The sequence below is a fragment of the Vibrio sp. MarTm2 genome, from assembly GCF_027587055.1.
Taxonomy (GTDB): domain Bacteria; phylum Pseudomonadota; class Gammaproteobacteria; order Enterobacterales; family Vibrionaceae; genus Vibrio; species Vibrio sinaloensis_D.
In genome coordinates this window covers 506,745-523,974 of record NZ_JAPPTK010000002.1, presented here as the reverse complement: position 1 = coordinate 523,974, position 17,230 = coordinate 506,745, and the positions used below count along the sequence as shown (strand labels likewise).

Here is a 17,230-nt window from a genome sequence, read left to right as displayed (position 1 = left end):
CCTAAGGAAGAGAAATGGCAATGTTAATTGAACCGATTAAGGCACATCAAGATGATCAGATCTGCAAGATAATCAAAGCGGTTGGTGCCGAATTTGGTGCCATCGGCGAAGGGTTTGGTCCATCGGACCCAGAGGTTCTTGCCATGAGCCAGTACTACACCGCACAAAACCGAAGCTTATATCTTGTAGCAAGCCTAAATGGAAAAATTGTTGGCGGGTGCGGCATCGCGCCTTTTCAAGGTTCGAACACAGTTTGCGAGCTAAAAAAGCTGTTCTTATTGGAAGAAAGTCGCGGTCATGGCATAGGCCAAGCGCTCAGCGAGCAGTGCTTAACCTATGCGAAAGAACAAGGATTTCGTGAGTGTTATCTGGATACACTCACTTCTATGAAATCCGCGATTCGATTGTATGAAAAACTGGGGTTTGCACACCTAGATCAGCCTTTAGATGGAACCGAACACAGTGGCTGTGATGTCTGGATGCTGAAGTCACTCGATTGAACCGTGGCAACTTGATTTCGCCCCGACGACTTCGCTAAGTACACCGCATTGTCGGCCACTTTAATCAAGTCATTATAATCGTTCATATTTGGCGTGCGTACACCAACCCCGACACTGATGCTACCTCGCCAAACGCTTTCTCCCACCGGAACCAACATTTGGCTTACTCTGTCTCGTGTAATTTCGGCGATGTGCAAGCCACCTTCAAGATCGGTGTTTGGACAAATGACAAAGAACTCATCTCCGCCTAAGCGACACACCAAGTCATCACTTCTAAACGAATGGGCAAGATTTTGCGACAACTCGATTAGCAGTCTATCCCCTGCATCATGACCTGCCGTGTCGTTCACTTGTTTAAAGTAATCTGCGTCAATCATGATGCAAACCAAAGGCTCGTTGTTTTGCACTGATTCTTGCCAGTAGACCTTGAGTTTTCGGATGGCGCAGCGTCGGTTTGGTAAATTAGTCAAGGAGTCCGTCAACGACAGTTCTTCTAACTGCTTGTTTGCTTCAGATAGCGCTTTGGTTCGCTGCTCTACCTTGTCTTCCAAGCATTGGTTTAACTCAAGCAGTTCTTTGTTGCGCTCTGAAACTTGTTCAAACAAACCGTTGAGTGCTTTAAGCAGTGGCTCCGTTGAGCTGTCTTGTTTTCTCTCTTCATTGAGCCAAGCGGTCTTTGGGTCTACCCCTGCTTCTATCTGTTTGACTTGGCGAGACATATTCTGATCGATGCCGAGAATATGGTAGGCAAGCCAATGAATCAAAAAGTTAAGCAAGTGTTCCGACGCCTTTTTGTTCTCGTCGCTGATAAAGGCTTGCATGCCAATGATGTCAGCCATAAACGCACGATGAACCTTCACATGCTCTTCAATATGTTCCGAGTAAACCCCAGCACTGCGCATGAGGTTTTCTTCTTCTTTGAAATGAAATTCTGCATAACGAGAAAGTTCAAATAGCGCCATTCGAATATCTTGGATTGAGATACTGTTTTTAGCGATTAACTCTCCATACCGATTGATGATCTCAACGAGATACTGATGCTGTTCATCTACTTCATCAATACCTGTCGTGTAGCATTTGTCCCATTTAAATGACTGCATCGACCGTTCGCCCTTGTCTATAATTTACTGGGTTTAATTTAATAGATTTATAATAACCATACCTCGTATATGGAATTCTACATAGATTTTCTTCATTTCACCGACTGAAACACGAAAAAAGGGAGCTAGATCAGCTCCCTATGGTTTGGAATCCATATCACTTATTTAAATAGTGATTCGGATCTCTTTAGAAGTAATACTCTAATGAAATTTCAACGAAATCGTCTTTTCGAGCAAAGTACAGCAGATCGTCTGGCGTATCGTTTTCAAACAACCAGCCATTCACAGTCCAAGACAAATGATTCGTTAAGCGACTAGATGCCTCAAGTTTGGCGCTGTATACATCTCGATTATCTAAGTCTTGAGTAATACCAAACAATATCTCCGTACTGTCCTCATCATTGAGCGCAATTCTGGTACCCGCAAATACGTCGTTTTGTCCGATCGATTGGGCATTGTTTCCTCGGCTGTCATACAAATACTCAGCGATCAAGCCAATGTCCCAAACTGTACCAAACGCCCCCACAATGGTGTATTCAAACCCACCGACCATACCTATGTGGTGGTCATCACTGTCTCGGTAGATGCTTTCAAGTTTCCACAACCAATCACCCACAATCCCTTGTAGATCGAACCCTACTTGCTTTGCTTGAGCATAATAAGGCTGAAGCTCTCGACCATCGAAGCGATAATAGGGATCTCGGTTTGTCCCCTGAAAATAGCTGACACCTAAATCCCAATCCCCCAGCATTTGTGAATAACGAAACGCCACATCGACATGCTTCTCTTCTCGGCTTGATTCATAAACAGCGTGGCTTGAGACAGGCACTGTTGGCCTTAAACGCCCATCTTCCCCTGCGAACGTTCGTTCCCGAAAGCATGGCAGTATCATGGCATCAAGCGTTCCCCAATCTTGAATCGACGTAAAGTGAACCATTGGTTGGCCTAGCTTATCTTCTCCATCCAGTGACTCAATTGCATCAGTTTGATTGACAACATCAACAAGGTGCGCAGACTCCGTGACTCCCCAAAACACTTTACCGACGCCAACTCGAACTTCGAAGTCGTCCCAATATTTCAGATAGAGCGCCTCACGGATATCACCATGTGTTCGCTCTTCGTCCAAGCTGTCGACACGATAAAAAGGCACAAATGTAAAATCAGAGCTGTCATCAATTTTCCAATACAGCTCGGGCTCTAAAATAAGCGAACTTTGCCCTTTATCCTGACCTTGTATTCCTTCAGAGAAAAATTGACGATGCTCGACGGTGGACTTCCCCGCCAACTCAAAAGCGTGACAATGTAACGCAAACAGAGTCAGAATTGAGCTCGCTGTCAGTCGCCAAGCGCATGCATTAACACTTTGCTTCATGGTTTATTTCACCCTTTTGAGTATGTTTTTCTCGAAATCTTTTTCGCTGAGACCTGTTTGGAAATCTAATTGACTGGTGGTCAGTAACGTACTTTTACCTGTTTGATGATTCACCATTACCATGGTGTGAGCTCGCCAGTATTGATTGAGATACTGTTTATAATCTTCAAATTGCAATGTTTTATGCAGTGCACCTTTGCGATCATAAAACTCGACTTTAATTGGTCGATAGTGTTGCTGATCTAGCCAAACCAGTTGCTTGGTGTAACCTGAGTTTTTGTCCGTCGGTACTTGCTCCAACACGTAGCTTTCGACGCCTTCTATCGCCTCGTTGCGTAGATAGTTAAAGGAGTACTTTTCGAGTTCAAATGAGCTCAGATCCTCGTAAGCGAATTCACTGCCCATAAAAGGGCCTGACTTGTTGCGTGAGGAGATTCTTTTCACTCGCTTCAATGCAGGCAAGTAAAGCCACTGGTCGTCCGCATCCAAGGTGTGGGAGTGATTTAGAAAAGCCGTCCCTTTCACATCTCTCGGTTGGTCAAATATCGTAAGCCCTTTGTCGCCATCGCCATCGACCTCAAATGACTTCAGCCTCATTGCACGCGTGCTGCTCTCGCCTTGTGCGTTTTTCAAAACCATTTCCATGGTTGCGATGGAGTCTTTCCAGCCTTCATCTCTTGCTTTGCGCTCCTTGGCGATCTCCAGACCACGTTCTGGAGATGCGATCACTGGTCCAGTAAACGCAAACAAAACCGCCAATGCCATCGTATTAATCAGTGTCTTTCTCAATGTGTTCATCGTTATATCCTTATTAACCTTGGGTTGGAGCTACAGCCGTGGTAGACAATGTTTGTTCTTCTTGTTTTTCGGTATAACTCGCCGTATCAAACTTCATTAACAATGCAGGAAGGAAAATAAAATCCACAACCAGTGCAATGAAAATAACAAGTGCGCTTAGCTGGCCCATGTCAGCGTTCAGCCTAAAACTCGACATCGCGAGTACGGAAAAACCAGCAACCAGAACAACCGTAGTTATCCATAACGCGCGCCCTACCGTGTGAAATGCGTATCGTACTGCCTGCTCCGCAGATTGACCTTGCAGGCGGGCGCGTTGGTATTTCGATAGAAAATGCACGGAATCATCGACGACAATTCCCAGCGTCAGCGTCACGACTACAGAGAGCCCCAAATTGATCTCTCCAGATAGAAGGGCCCACAAACCAAAGCCAATTATCGCTGGGGCCATGTTAGGCACGACGCTGATTAAGCCCAAACGTAGCGAGCGAAGCGCAAAAATCATCAGTGCAGAGATTAGAATGAGTGTCACTGGAAGGGTGGACAGCATGCTTGCCATGTTTGTTTCTCCGATGTGGGCAAACATCAATGATGGACTTGAAGCGACCACCTCATATTGAGGAGCATGATGTGCAAACCACGCGTAGATTCGGTTTTCCAGATCGACCAACTCAACGCTACCTAGGTTATCGACTGTAACCACCATTTTAATCGAGGACTTATCGACATTAACTTGGTTGTTTAAGTCCAACCCATAAGGAAGAGACATCTCGTAAAGAAGCAAGTATTGAGCGGCTAACTCTCGATCCAACGGAAGTGTGTAGTAGCTTTGATCATCAGCATGCATATTTTTGTTGAGACGCTTATACACATCAGAAAGCGTCGCGACGTGATCCGCTTCTGGTTGATCTCTTAACCATTGAGAGAAATCACCAATCGCTTTTAGGAACACAGGATCCGCTATGCCTTGGGATTCATTGGTCTTAACCGCAATACTGATATTCGTCATACCGCTGATTCGCGCTTCCATGAAGTCTGCCGCTTGTCGAAACTCACTTCGTGAATCGAAGTACTTCACCGACTCGTCATTCACCTTGTTCAAAGGCACGAGCGCTGCAGACATAGCAATCACAATCGCAGACACCGGTAGCAAGGCTTTGCGGTTCCAGACAACCCAATCACCCAACTTGTCCATAAAATCAGGAGAGCCTTGTTGCGTCTTGTCCACCTGTTTGACTTTGATTGGTAACACCCGCAGTAACGCAGGAAGCAACGAAACAGAAAGAAAACACGCGATCATCACGCCCAGTGCAGCCAGGTTGCCAAAGTCTCTCAGAACCGGTGAGTCAGACATGTTCATCATCAAAAAGCCAATTGCCGTGGTGACCGACGTCATCAGAATTGGCATAAAGTTAATCGCAACACTTTGATCAATGGCAAACGGCTTTGAGTGCCCTTTTTTCATGTTTTGACGCATAGTGGCAATTACATGGACGCAGTCTGCGACTGCTAGGGTCATTACCAAGGTGGGGATATTAACCGTTGCTGTGCTAAGGAACATGCCAGCCCAACCTGATAACCCCATTGTTGCCATCACCGACGCGACAATGACCACGAGAGTAGCAATTACGCTAAGAAAAGAGCGCAACATGATGGTGAGAAACAGCAAAATTACCAATAGCATAGTCGGAACGAGTGTCGCGCTATCATCTTGCGCGGCGACCATAAAGGCATGGTTCATCGCAACAATGCCCGCTTTATAAAACTCAACGTTTGGGTATTGTTGCTGATACTTCGCAATCAACGCATTTGCACTGTCGATCACTTCAATCGCTTCTGCCGTTTCATCTACTTGTGGTAACTGGACGGTAATGTTCACGACCGTGACATCCCCTTTCCCGGAAATAAGCGAGTGTTTTACAACAGGCTCCGACAACGCAATACGTTTTATCTTATCGATTCGTGCATCTGTTAGCTCGTATTCTTCTAACAACAGGTCTTCGACAATCAAGTCATCTTCTAGCGCTTCGGTATGCTGATAACTGGCAAGTGAATCGACGCGACTCGAATAAGGGATTTGCCACGCATCTTTGGTCAGTTGCTGAATAAGAGACAAGGTTTCACCTTCAAAAACCTCGCCGCTTTTCGGTGCAATCACGATAGACAAGTTGTCTGATTTCGCGAATGTCGTTTGGATTTCGTCGTACGCTCTTAACTGAGCATTCTGCCCATCAAAAAATATGTTGTAGTCCCCTCTGAAGTAGAGGTTTTTCCCGCCAATGGTTGCCACAACAACAAGCAACATTGTTGCTAACAACATCCACCAGCTAAAACGGGTGGGCATGGTTAGCCAATAGGGAGGCTGTTTTGGGATCGGTTGTTCGGTATTCATCACACTCTCCGTTTGTGACGTTTCGTCAAAAATATACATTTAAAAACCAGACTAAGCTGGTTTCTACACATCGTTAATGGTCATAGACCACTATCATTTTGCTTTTGTGTCTTTTTTTTGACGATTCGTCATCCATTGGCAATTTAAAAGCCCGCTAGGGCTTCTAAAATAAAGTGTTACCTTCCCACCGATTCCAAATACTCAATCTCTTGGGAGAACATTTCTTGTTCCACGCGCTGCCAGGTTTTCCGGTAATCCCACTCGCTTGAAAGTGGCTTCCAGTTCAACCCATCCAACAACATATTCGCGTTATGCAATGCAGAGAATGGATCTTGAATACGCTTGATACAATGACTGTTTGAGGCATTTTGGTTTAAAGCATTGGAGCCAAAAGCAATGGACCAGTTCGCATAAACAATGGCATCAGAGCCTATGCCGGGAGAAAACTTCAAGTCGCCCTGCTCTACCGCGGTATTCACAAGCAAATCGGCGTGGCCAATGACTTGTTCCTCCAGCTCGTTGAGCTCTTTGACTCGCTCAGGTGACGCTTTCTCAAGCACCCACGGGCTCTTGGCCATAATGGCACACGTAGAAAGAACTGGCTCCATGCGGGCGTAAATTCGGTAACCTACGTGCATCGCCATCACTTTTTCACGTGTTGTCCCCTCAAAAGCTGCGGCTCTAGCAAACAAAATGGCTTCACTCTTGAGCGAATGAATACACAGTGCGATCACTGCATCTTCTTTGCTCGAGAAATGGTTGTAAATCGTTCCTTTCGAATAAGCACTCGCCGCGGTCAACTTGTCCATTGTCAAGTTACTCCAACCTTGCTCTTGCACTATCGACTTAGCGAGAAGCGTTAACTCAACCTCTCTGTCAGCGATTGCCTGTTGCTTCTTCGAAAGAGCACCACCACCACCAGAACGTTCACTTTTGTCATTTTTACTACAGCTAAAGCCAAACATGATGTATCAATCCGTACTAATCCGTTACTCCTTAACCTAGTCATTGTAACACGATTACCATAAACGTGATAAACAGCGATTTATGACGATTCGTCATTTTTGACACATCGTCATAATAGTGTATTTATTGATCATTTCAAGTACATTTATAAGAATGATTGATGACAACCCATTTAACGTATACAACTTAGATAGTCATTAAACCCAAGTGAGAGGTGCGGCAGACGATGAAGATACACACATATTTGGCTCTTGGCGCAATTGGAGCAGTGCTCTCAACTTCCGTATACGCTTGGCAAGCCGAGCTTGTTGCGTCTGGTCTCAAGGTACCTTGGGGGATGAGCTCGATTGACGACAACCAATTGCTTGTCACACAACGCCATGGCGAAGTAGGTGTAGTCAACCTTGATGATGGCACCTATCGTACTGTCGCTAAGCCGACACAGGTGAGCGCTGTTGGTCAGGGAGGCTTGCTTGATGTTGCCAAGTCTCCTTTTGAAGACAATACGTTCTATTTCACCTATTCAAAGCAAGTGGAAGATGCATACGAAACGGTATTAGCTTCCGCTCAATATCAACAAGGTAAACTGATTGGATGGAAAGAGCTTCTCGTGACTCAGTCTGGATCTGATACGGGCAGGCATTTTGGTAGCCGAATCACCTTTGACGAACGCTACGTGTATATGTCTGTCGGCGATAGAGGCGTTCGAGACAACGGGCAAAATCAGACGACACACGCCGGCTCGATCCTGCGCCTATTACCAAACGGGCTAGCCCCAGAAGACAACCCGTTTACCAAAGTAAACTCAGCGTTAAACGAGATATGGAGTTATGGTCACCGCAATCCTCAAGGACTGTTTTATGACCGCAGTACTCAACAGCTATGGTCTATCGAGCATGGTCCGCGAGGCGGAGATGAGATCAACTTGATTCTCAAAGGAGAAAACTATGGCTGGCCTGTAACCTCCCACGGCAAAGAGTATTGGGGGCCAATCTCAGTCGGTGAAGCCAAAACCCTACCGGGTATTCAAACACCGAAGAAAGTGTACGTGCCTTCTATCGCACCTAGCTCTCTCATCCTTTACAGAGGGGATAAGTACCCATCCCTAAATGGCAAACTGGTATCTGGCGCATTGAAACTCACACACCTCAATGTCGTCACACTCGATGAGAAAGCAAATATCGTTGCTGAAGAGCGGCTACTAGAATCCTTAGGAGAGCGAATACGAGATCTGGAAGTAACACCAGCAGGAGAGATTCTGTTTAGCACTGACAGCGGGAATCTCTACCGTCTCGTGGAGTAAGTAACAAACGAGTTATGCGTCAATACTCTTCCAGTTGACGCAGTTTCGTCCCTGCTCTTTGCTCAAGTACAGTGATTTATCGGCAGCGTTAAACAGTTGATCTTGCAATGCTTCGTAATCCGTTTCCGATGTCGGTTTGAAAGCCCGAACTCGAGCTCCTCCCGCAGACACCGTAATAACTCGGTGCGGATCATTGCCTCCATGTAGAATGGCTAAACCTTCAATTTCTAGCCTTAGCCGTTCTGTAAAGTAGTCCAGCTGAGACCCGGACGGGCGTGCGCAAAGAATCACAAATTCCTCTCCACCATAACGAAAAGCAAGATCGGTATCGCGCACTAACTCAGCAATTTTGCTTCCTACTTTCGCTAATGCATTGTCACCTTCTGTGTGCCCATACAAATCATTAAACGCTTTGAAGTTATCCACATCACAGACAATCATTCCAACGTAATAGTCTTTACTAAGGTAGCGTTTGATAAACGGTTGCACCATGCGAGTGTATTTATTCCGAGATCCTAAGCCAGTAAGCGGGTCAGTGTCGGATTTCGTACGCAATATATTCAGCTGGTTTTCAATTTTAACCAACAACCCTTTATACGCTCTGGCAAGTTGGCCAATTTCATCCGACCGCTTGAGCTCCACCAGAGAATCAATCTCTTGATAGGCATTTTCCGAGTCCATGCTGCGAGCCAGATTTTTCATCGGTGACACAATCCAGTGTGTTACCCAACCTATCAACAGTAAAGAGATCAGTAACGCAACGCTGGCTTCCAGAACAAGTTCTTTGATCAAGTGAGTTCTGATTTTCGTCAAATTGCTCGCGTCGATAACCGCCCAAATGTAGCCACCATTTGCGTTAGTGAGCGGCACTTCGATGTGCAAAGCACACCGTTCTTGATCAAGATAATATCGTAATCCTTGATACTTTGGCTTATCCCAAGCGAGCCTGATGGTTTCACTCAACTCCTTACTGCGGAGCAGTGAATCATATTCAGTCTTATTTCTTTTCAACAGGTAATTGAGCTTCTTTACTGTCACCGGACTGCTGTTTGCTGAGTCCGCTAACCTCTGCTCAAGTATCTCTATTCGCCTGGCTGCCGTTATCAGTTCTTGAGCTTCAACATCATTTCGCCAAAGCAAATCACGTTCCGCTAAATACCGGACATGGACATTTCGCTTAGAGTAGTCTGAGACGCCTTTAACTTCGAAAAACAGAATGTCCTCGATAGAACTTATCACCTGTTTGGTCGATGACATCGTGAGATTGGCATAGTTTACGCCAGCAACAGAACCAGAGAAGAAGTTTACCTGCGTATCAAGCGAATGTTTTGCAAGCAACGCCGAATATCTGACTTGACGATCCCATTCACTGGAATAGCGTGCGTAGCTCATGCCTAGCACAATCATCACCACCAATACCAAGTGAGAGACTATCAGCATTTGTTTAATGGTCATTTTAAGCAGCGGGGCACTAAATCTCATAAACAGCGTCACTCTGTATCAAGAGAAGTTGACGAAGCGCATGTCCCGTTGCGACAAATATCTTTGTAAGTTGTATGACAGCTTTGACAGTAACTTGGCTGGAGTGAAGGATGAGTGTGGCTAATATCCTCACCTTTTCGGTTGTAACTGCCATAAATGGCTTCTCCGCCTATGTGCTCGGTGACCCAAACAATGCCTTGAACTTCTGAAACAGCGACAGCGGTTGGCCCATCAGTGTAAGGACCATGATTCTGATATTGTTCGATTTTTTCAGGATTGACTCGAATCGTCAGGGGGGAGCCTTGCCCATTATTGATCCAGCTGTATGCTTTTACAGATTCTTGTAAAAAGAGCGAAGCGTCGTCAGGAAGGACGGTATCTGCTGGAAGGTTCATCGACTCTTTGACTACAGGCCATTGAGACCAATTTTGAGGGTAACTCGCTAATGATTGGGATAACACGCAGGAGGACACCAAAGACAGTATTGCCGACAGGCTCAACAGCAAAACTTTTTTCATACGCAATCCAACACCCTTTCGCGTAGCAAGAACAACCTTATAAACTGTGGCGTATTTTATGGGATTTACGAGTGAATTAACACTTATTTGAGTATTTTATCATCAAAGGAAATATGAAGGCACAAAAAAACCAGCCGAATGGCTGGTTTTTTATAATTTGGAGCGACACACGAGGTTCGAACTCGTGACCTCAACCTTGGCAAGGTTGCGCTCTACCAACTGAGCTAGTGTCGCAATAATTTGTGTTAGATGGTGCCCCGGGCCGGACTTGAACCGGCACAGCGCGAACGCCGAGGGATTTTAAATCCCTTGTGTCTACCAATTCCACCACCAGGGCACACAAATCTAAATTTGTGAGGCCTTTACTGAAGTAAGTAAAACACCATCTAGATATCGAAGCTTGTTTCGCTATCCAATAATTTGGAGCGACACACGAGGTTCGAACTCGTGACCTCAACCTTGGCAAGGTTGCGCTCTACCAACTGAGCTAGTGTCGCAAATGGAGGCGCGTCCCGGAGTCGAACCGAGGTCCACGGATTTGCAATCCGCTGCATAGCCACTCTGCCAACACGCCTTCGATACTCCAATCAGCTCGCTTAATTGCTGCGTTCCTCTTGGGTACGGGATGCATTCTACGGATTCGAACTAATGAGTCAACACTATTTTTAATTTTTTGAATCGTTTGTCTAATTAACGCTCAAAAAGCGCCAAATTGCTCAATTTACTCGCGTTAATTCTTTGAATAACGGTAAGTTTCCTAGGATAAACGCTAACACAGATACAAAAAAACGGGCCAGAGCCCGTTTATTTAAATCAGTGATGCTCTTCATTGAGCAAGTCATCTTTGGCGGCAAGTAAATACTGCCCCATCGACCAATAAGTGAGGATGGTCGCGATGTAAAGCGCAGCAAAGCCGACCCATATCATCCAATCATCGTAGCGCCAAATTAACACCCACAAAGCAAACATCTGGCTGACGGTTTTTACCTTACCTACCCAAGAGACAGCAACACTCGCGCGTTTACCAATTTCAGCCATCCATTCTCGGAGCGCCGAAATAATAATTTCTCGAGCAATCATGGTGACGGCAGGAATGGTGACCCAAATCGAATGATAATGTTCCGTAATCAAGATAAGAGCGGTAGCGACAAGCACTTTATCAGCAACTGGGTCGATAAATGCACCGAATCGAGAGGTTTGCCCTAATTTTCTTGCTAGCATACCGTCTAACCAGTCGGTGAAACCTGCTACCCAAAAAACCATAGCAGCCGCAAACGGAGCCCAGCTATAAGGAAGATAAAAGACTACGACGAAGACTGGAATCAGAAAAAGTCGAAGCAAAGATAGAATATTAGGGATGTTTAAACGCATATTTATTAATGGCTCTTATCGTGTTGCGCTGTTTACTGCTTGAAAACAGGCCCTTATGGTGCGGGATTTTTCTTATTGTTTCAATGCTTGATAAATGTTTTCTGCCAAAGAGTGACTAATGCCAGGCACTTTGGCGATTTCTTCAACGCTTGCACGTTTAAGCTCTTGCAATCCGCCCATGTACTTCAAAAGCGACTGACGACGCTTAGGACCCACACCCTCTATACCTTCCAAGGCACTGGTTCTTCTCGCTTTACCGCGTTTCGCGCGATGGCCAGCAATGGCATGATTGTGGCTCTCATCGCGAATGTGTTGCATCAAATGCAAAGCAGGCGCGTCACTTGGCAAGTTAAACTCATCACCATCCGTCGTAATCAAAGTTTCCAAACCTGGTTTGCGAGTCACACCTTTCGCGATACCAATAAGTTTTGGTTGCTTCGGCCAATCAGACCAATATTGAGAAATGATGTCGTGGGCACGATTTAGTTGCCCTTTACCACCATCGATAAAAACAATATCCGGAATTTTCTCAACATCGAGTTGCTTGGAGTAGCGACGTTCTAACGCCTGCCCCATCGCCGCGTAGTCATCCCCACCAGTAATACCACTAATATTGTAGCGACGATATTCTTGCTTGAGCGGCCCCTCATGATTGAACACCACACAAGAAGCTATGGTGTTTTCCCCCATTGTGTGTGAGATATCGAAACACTCCATTCGCGAGATACCCTCCATCCCCAAAACTTCTCTCAACTCTTTAAAACGTTGGGAAATGGTCATCTTATGGTTGATTTTGGTGGTAATCGCCGTCAACGCGTTCGTATTCGACAATTTGAGATATCGACCTCGCGTACCACTTGGGTTGACATGAAAACGTACTTTTCGTCCTGCAATACTGGTCAACGCCTGCTGCAACGGTTCTGAGTCATCAAGAAGTCCACTGTTGAGTAGAATACGAGTTGGGATCGTTCTCGCTTCATTGTGGCTCAAATAATATTGGCTCAAAAAGCTATAGAACACTTCTTCGCGATTGGTGTCGTTTGGAATTTTGGGGAAATGGCTTCGACTACCAAGAATTTTACCTTGGCGAATCATCAATATATGAACACAGGCAATGCCATTTTCTTGGGCGAACCCAAGTACATCCATATCATCCATCGAGTCTTCAGAAACAAACTGTTGCTCTTGAACGCGTCGGATAGCTTGGATTTGATCACGAAATTTCGCCGCATCTTCAAAACGAAGGGTCTTGCTCGCCTGCTCCATTTTCTCAATCAAGGTTTCAAGCACCTGTTGATCTTTGCCCTGCAAAAACAGTCGTACGAGCTCAACAAGCTCAGCGTACTGTTCATCACTGATGACTGAGCTGACACAAGGTGCGGCACAGCGACCAATTTGGTACATCAAACAAGGTCGGGTTCGATTGCTGTACACGGTGTCTTCGCATTGACGAACGGGGAAAATCTTTTGAATGAGGTGGAGTGTTTCTCTCACCGCACCCGAATCTGGGTAGGGACCAAAGTATTCACCTTTGCGCTTCTTAGCCCCACGGTGCATGGATATTCTTGGGTGCCTATGACCACTAATGAATATGTAGGGGTAAGATTTATCGTCACGCAGCAATACATTGTATTTAGGCAAATACTGCTTGATGTAGTTGTGCTCAAGGATGAGCGCTTCGGTCTCAGTGTGGGTGACCGTGACATCAATCTTGTTAATATTGGCGACTAAAGCACGTGTTTTTTCACTGTCGACTTTTTTACGGAAATAACTAGAAAGGCGTTTTTTGAGGTCTTTCGCTTTGCCCACGTAAATAACGACAGCGTCGGCGTTATACATACGATAAACGCCGGGCTGATTCGTTACTGTTTTGAGGAACGAAACCGAGTCAAATGAAGAGGTCACTACAATGTCTCGGTGTCTAACATTCCATGACGGATGGCAAGATGGGTTAACTCTACATCACCGGAGATATCGAGCTTGTTAAACAGTCTGTAACGATAGCTGTTTACCGTTTTAGGGCTTAAATTCAGTTGCTCAGAAATGTCTGTCACTTTCTGCCCTTTGGTAATCATCATCATGATTTGCAATTCACGCTCAGATAGGTCGGCAAAAGGATTTTCCGATGCTGGAGAAAATTGACTAAGAGCCATCTGTTGCGCGATTTCTGGTGAAATGTAGCGTTGGCCACTGTTCACCACACGAATTGCATTGACCATTTCATCTGGCCCTGCGCCTTTTGTCAGGTATCCGGCAGCGCCGGCCTGCATCACTTTAGTTGGAAACGGATTTTCCGTATGAACAGTTAAAACGATGATTTTGACATCTGGATTGAATCGCAGGATTTTTTTGGTTGCTTCTAAACCTCCAATACCCGGCATATTCATGTCCATTAAAATGACATCTGCATGATTGCTACGACACCATTTTACCGCATCTTCACCGCTCTCAGCTTCCCCTGCTACGTTCATTCCACGGACGTCTTCAATAATACGTCGTATCCCTGTGCGAACCAGCTCGTGATCATCTACAAGGAAAACACTTATCAAACTTGTATCTCCACACTTTTTGTTCAGCTCTGCTACTTCTCACTATGAGAAAAGCAGGATGGTTGCATTCTAGCGCAAATTCGAGAATTTACGTATTCTGAATATGTGCCGAAACGCAAACTTTAGCAAGTACTTATTCTCATATCTGATGACTAAATCTTTATTTAGCTATTAATCAATAACTTGGCACTCAACTATGCCAAGTGTCTCAGCTGTTGGAACAATGCATGGTTATGCAATAATTCACATTGCTTATATGTCAACTTTCCACTATTTTTTCTTAGCTAAACTCATTGAGTTGCATAAAAACGAATTACTTCATTAGTGAACGATAACTTCATAAGGATATACTATGAAAAAGCTATTCGCAGTGGCAGCTTTGGCAACAACGCTTCCTCTTTCAAACATCGCAATGGCTGACTCAGACATCGGTTGTGGTCTAGGTACAATGATCTTTGACGGTCAATCAGGCAAAGTTTTTAAAGTCCTTGGTGCGACAACAAACGGCACCTCGGGTAACCAAACTTTTGGTATCACATTCGGTACACTAGGCTGTGACGGCTCTGGCACCATCAGTTCATCGCAAAAATTAGCGCTATTCATTGATGGCAATATGGACAACCTAGCGCGTGACATCGCGAAAGGCGAAGGTGAAACCCTAGCGACACTTTCTGAAGTGTGGGGCATTCAAGAGTCTGACAAAGCAGCATTCAACGAACTTGCACAAGAAAACTTTGCGTCAATCTTCCAATCTGAAAACGTAACGTCAGAAGAGGTTTTCGTAAACCTTAATGCGCTTGTTGCTAACAACGGTACACTTGCAACTTACGCGATTTAATCTAGCTCGATAAGTGTCTCCTATTAGGGTGCTCCTTTGTGAGCACCTTTCTTTCCTATTGTATTATTCCCTATTGTTCAATACGTTATAGAAACCACTCTCGTTTGGAAACTGTCTACAGGTAAGCAGTCGTCATGAAGTTAATCCATCTTAAGCACTCCTTCCTTATAGGAATTGGCGCACTAACCTCGTTTGTCAGTTTTGCGAACCCAGTTCCTGGCATAGTCGATCTAGCTAACGACCCATACTGGTTGAAACTAGGACACTATTTACCCAACACGCTGACTGGACATACAAGCACAGTTGACTCAGAGGCATTCTTCTTTGCGAAAGACGGTAAGACATCCCCAACCAATGAACTGCAAGCAACCTATGAGGCATTCTATAGACAGTCCAATGATGCAGCTAAGGTTGCGCAATGTCGTTTTCCCGCTCGTTATACCTGGCTCGAAGCTAAGCTTGGGCGTGAGGCTAAGTTAAACTGTGAGGAGTTAAATCGATGGCGTGATGTGTTGGACCCAGAAGGTCTAACATTGGTATTCCCCACTGCATTTATGAACAACCCTTCTTCTATGTTTGGGCACACGCTACTTCGTGTGGACGCCAAAGACCAAACCCGACATAAAGAGCTTGTTGCTTTTGCGATCAATTTTGCTGCCGAGCCAGACAGTGATGACAACGCTGCACTCTATGCCCTTAAAGGTCTAGTCGGCAGTTACCCAGGTAGGTACACAGTGATGCCCTACTACCGAAAGGTTCGCGAGTACAATGACATAGAATCAAGGGACATTTGGGAATACAAACTCAAATTATCCCCACAGGAAGTCGAGAGGGTGTTGCTGCACCTTTGGGAAATGCAAGACGCCGAGTTTGACTACTATTTTCTTGACGAAAACTGCTCGTATCAGTTGCTGGCACTGTTAGAGCTTGCGCGAGATGATTTGTATTTGGTCAAAGATTTTCCTTTCAAGGCAATTCCCTCGGATACCGTAGAGGCACTGGCGAATAGCAACCTGCTAGAAGAGCCGAACTATCGCGAGGCATTCGGTACGCGGTTACTCCATCAAGCCAACGAGATCGATCAGCAACTGTTTGATGCGGCTGAAAGAGCGAAACAAGGAGAGTTCCCGTCAAAAGATAAATACACTGACGCTGAGCGAGCTGCCATCCTCGAGTTTGCCTATGAGTGGCTGAACTTTGAGTTGTATGACTTGGGACTTGAAAGAGACCCGACCGCAAAACAGCTTACCGCGCTCCTTTACCAAAGAAGCCTCATAAAAGTTGATTCACCGTTCACGCCTGTACCAAAACCAAACGTTAGCCCAGAGAAAGGCCATGCCTCCGCTCGAATTGGTCTCAGTTATCAATACAGCGATTCTTACCTCAATCAAGGCTTGATTGAATGGCGGGCCGCTTATCATGATCTTCTCGATTCACCTGCGGGCTTTATCCCAGGAGCACAAATTAGCTTCCTTGACCTTCAAGCAAGCATCGACGGTCATTCACGCACTCAGATTGATAAGCTTTACATACTCGACGCAATGTCTCTCGCGCCAAGTAATCGTGTCTTCGACAGTTGGGCTTGGAACATCCGCACAGGTTATGATCGTAAACCCCACCTAAATGACTCGTTGGGACGTTGGTTTGGGCAAGCTGGATTTGGCAAAGCTTGGGGAAATTCAGATAAACTCCACGTTTATAGCTTACTCTCGGGGGAACTGAGCGGCGGAGAACTCACTGACTATCAATCAACACTGGGAGTCGGTGTCGAGAGTGGTATCCTTTATCAACTGAACGACCAGCACAGACTTGGTCTAGAAGGGCAATACCTTTCTTTGTTTAACTCCAAAGCGAAGCAAAATGCCAACGCAACCGCGACTTGGCACTGGTCACTGAATCGTCACTTTGCGCTTCGTGGTCAGGTGAACTACCAACATTGGACAAACGAAGAGCTCACCACTCGGTTGACTGGCTACTTCTATTACTGAGGTCTGTGCTAATATGCAAGTTTCGAAACATCACAACGGTGTTTCGATTTCACTAT

The 17,230-nt window shown here is 45.5% G+C and carries 14 protein-coding genes and 4 tRNA genes; 4 read left to right on the top strand and 14 right to left on the bottom strand.

Annotation, left to right across the window (positions count from 1 at the left end; all coding sequences use genetic code 11):
- Nucleotides 1-14 precede the first annotated feature (14 nt).
- A complete protein-coding gene (locus OH458_RS06840; RefSeq protein ID WP_269977720.1) occupies nucleotides 15-500 on the top strand; it encodes a GNAT family N-acetyltransferase in 486 nt (161 codons plus the stop codon).
- Here OH458_RS06840 and OH458_RS06835 read toward each other — a convergent pair.
- From OH458_RS06835 to OH458_RS06815, 5 genes are all read right to left on the bottom strand, one after another.
- Nucleotides 437-1,600, bottom strand: coding sequence for a GGDEF domain-containing protein (locus OH458_RS06835; protein ID WP_269977719.1), 1,164 nt, complete (start codon nucleotides 1,598-1,600; stop codon nucleotides 437-439). The two genes, OH458_RS06840 and OH458_RS06835, sit on opposite strands and share 64 nt — an antisense overlap.
- Nucleotides 1,601-1,787: 187 nt before the next feature.
- Nucleotides 1,788-2,972 carry a hypothetical protein gene (locus OH458_RS06830; protein ID WP_269977718.1) on the bottom strand — a complete coding sequence of 395 codons (1,185 nt, stop codon included), beginning with the start codon at nucleotides 2,970-2,972 and terminating at the stop codon, nucleotides 1,788-1,790.
- Nucleotides 2,973-2,975: 3 nt separating this feature from the next.
- Nucleotides 2,976-3,737, bottom strand: a complete 762-nt coding sequence (locus OH458_RS06825; RefSeq protein WP_443088499.1) for an outer membrane lipoprotein-sorting protein — start codon at nucleotides 3,735-3,737, stop codon at nucleotides 2,976-2,978.
- 46 nt (nucleotides 3,738-3,783) lie between these two features.
- Nucleotides 3,784-6,159, bottom strand: coding sequence for an efflux RND transporter permease subunit (locus tag OH458_RS06820; RefSeq protein WP_269977716.1), 2,376 nt, complete (start codon nucleotides 6,157-6,159; stop codon nucleotides 3,784-3,786).
- A gap of 176 nt (nucleotides 6,160-6,335) precedes the next feature.
- Nucleotides 6,336-7,124, bottom strand: coding sequence for a TetR/AcrR family transcriptional regulator (locus OH458_RS06815; RefSeq protein ID WP_005470716.1), 789 nt, complete (start codon nucleotides 7,122-7,124; stop codon nucleotides 6,336-6,338).
- 227 nt (nucleotides 7,125-7,351) lie between these two features.
- Here OH458_RS06815 and OH458_RS06810 point away from each other — a divergent pair, with 227 nt between their 5' ends.
- The gene (locus OH458_RS06810; RefSeq protein ID WP_269977715.1) at nucleotides 7,352-8,428 is read left to right on the top strand and encodes a PQQ-dependent sugar dehydrogenase; all 1,077 of its coding nucleotides are present in this window, start codon (nucleotides 7,352-7,354) and stop codon (nucleotides 8,426-8,428) included.
- A gap of 12 nt (nucleotides 8,429-8,440) precedes the next feature.
- Here the strand turns inward: OH458_RS06810 and OH458_RS06805 are convergent, their stop codons facing one another.
- The 9 genes from OH458_RS06805 to uvrY form a co-directional block, all read right to left on the bottom strand.
- Nucleotides 8,441-9,910 (bottom strand): sensor domain-containing diguanylate cyclase, encoded by a 1,470-nt coding sequence (locus OH458_RS06805; RefSeq protein ID WP_269977714.1) that lies wholly within the window; start codon nucleotides 9,908-9,910, stop codon nucleotides 8,441-8,443.
- Between the two features lie 8 nt (nucleotides 9,911-9,918).
- Entirely contained in the window at nucleotides 9,919-10,428 is a 510-nt protein-coding gene (locus OH458_RS06800) for a hypothetical protein (RefSeq protein WP_269977713.1), read from the bottom strand.
- 158 nt (nucleotides 10,429-10,586) lie between these two features.
- A tRNA-Gly gene (locus OH458_RS06795) sits at nucleotides 10,587-10,662 on the bottom strand.
- 16 nt (nucleotides 10,663-10,678) lie between these two features.
- Nucleotides 10,679-10,765, bottom strand: a tRNA-Leu gene (locus tag OH458_RS06790).
- Nucleotides 10,766-10,849: 84 nt separating this feature from the next.
- A tRNA-Gly gene (locus tag OH458_RS06785) sits at nucleotides 10,850-10,925 on the bottom strand.
- Nucleotides 10,926-10,928: 3 nt separating this feature from the next.
- Nucleotides 10,929-11,002 (bottom strand) — tRNA-Cys (locus OH458_RS06780).
- A 239-nt stretch (nucleotides 11,003-11,241) separates the two neighbouring features.
- Nucleotides 11,242-11,799: a CDP-diacylglycerol--glycerol-3-phosphate 3-phosphatidyltransferase gene (pgsA, locus tag OH458_RS06775; RefSeq protein WP_038138539.1), complete on the bottom strand. Its 558-nt coding sequence runs from the start codon at nucleotides 11,797-11,799 to the stop codon at nucleotides 11,242-11,244.
- Nucleotides 11,800-11,871: 72 nt separating this feature from the next.
- On the bottom strand, nucleotides 11,872-13,704 hold the full coding sequence (uvrC, locus tag OH458_RS06770; protein ID WP_269977712.1) for an excinuclease ABC subunit UvrC: 1,833 nt from the start codon (nucleotides 13,702-13,704) through the stop codon (nucleotides 11,872-11,874).
- A complete protein-coding gene (gene uvrY, locus OH458_RS06765; protein ID WP_038138544.1) occupies nucleotides 13,704-14,348 on the bottom strand; it encodes a UvrY/SirA/GacA family response regulator transcription factor in 645 nt (214 codons plus the stop codon). Before uvrY ends, uvrC begins: the two co-directional genes overlap by 1 nt.
- A gap of 352 nt (nucleotides 14,349-14,700) precedes the next feature.
- Here uvrY and OH458_RS06760 point away from each other — a divergent pair, with 352 nt between their 5' ends.
- The gene (locus OH458_RS06760) at nucleotides 14,701-15,186 is read left to right on the top strand and encodes a DUF3015 domain-containing protein (RefSeq protein ID WP_005476891.1); all 486 of its coding nucleotides are present in this window, start codon (nucleotides 14,701-14,703) and stop codon (nucleotides 15,184-15,186) included.
- A 134-nt stretch (nucleotides 15,187-15,320) separates the two neighbouring features.
- The gene (locus OH458_RS06755; RefSeq protein ID WP_269977711.1) at nucleotides 15,321-17,174 is read left to right on the top strand and encodes an Lnb N-terminal periplasmic domain-containing protein; all 1,854 of its coding nucleotides are present in this window, start codon (nucleotides 15,321-15,323) and stop codon (nucleotides 17,172-17,174) included.
- Nucleotides 17,175-17,230: the final 56 nt, after the last annotated feature.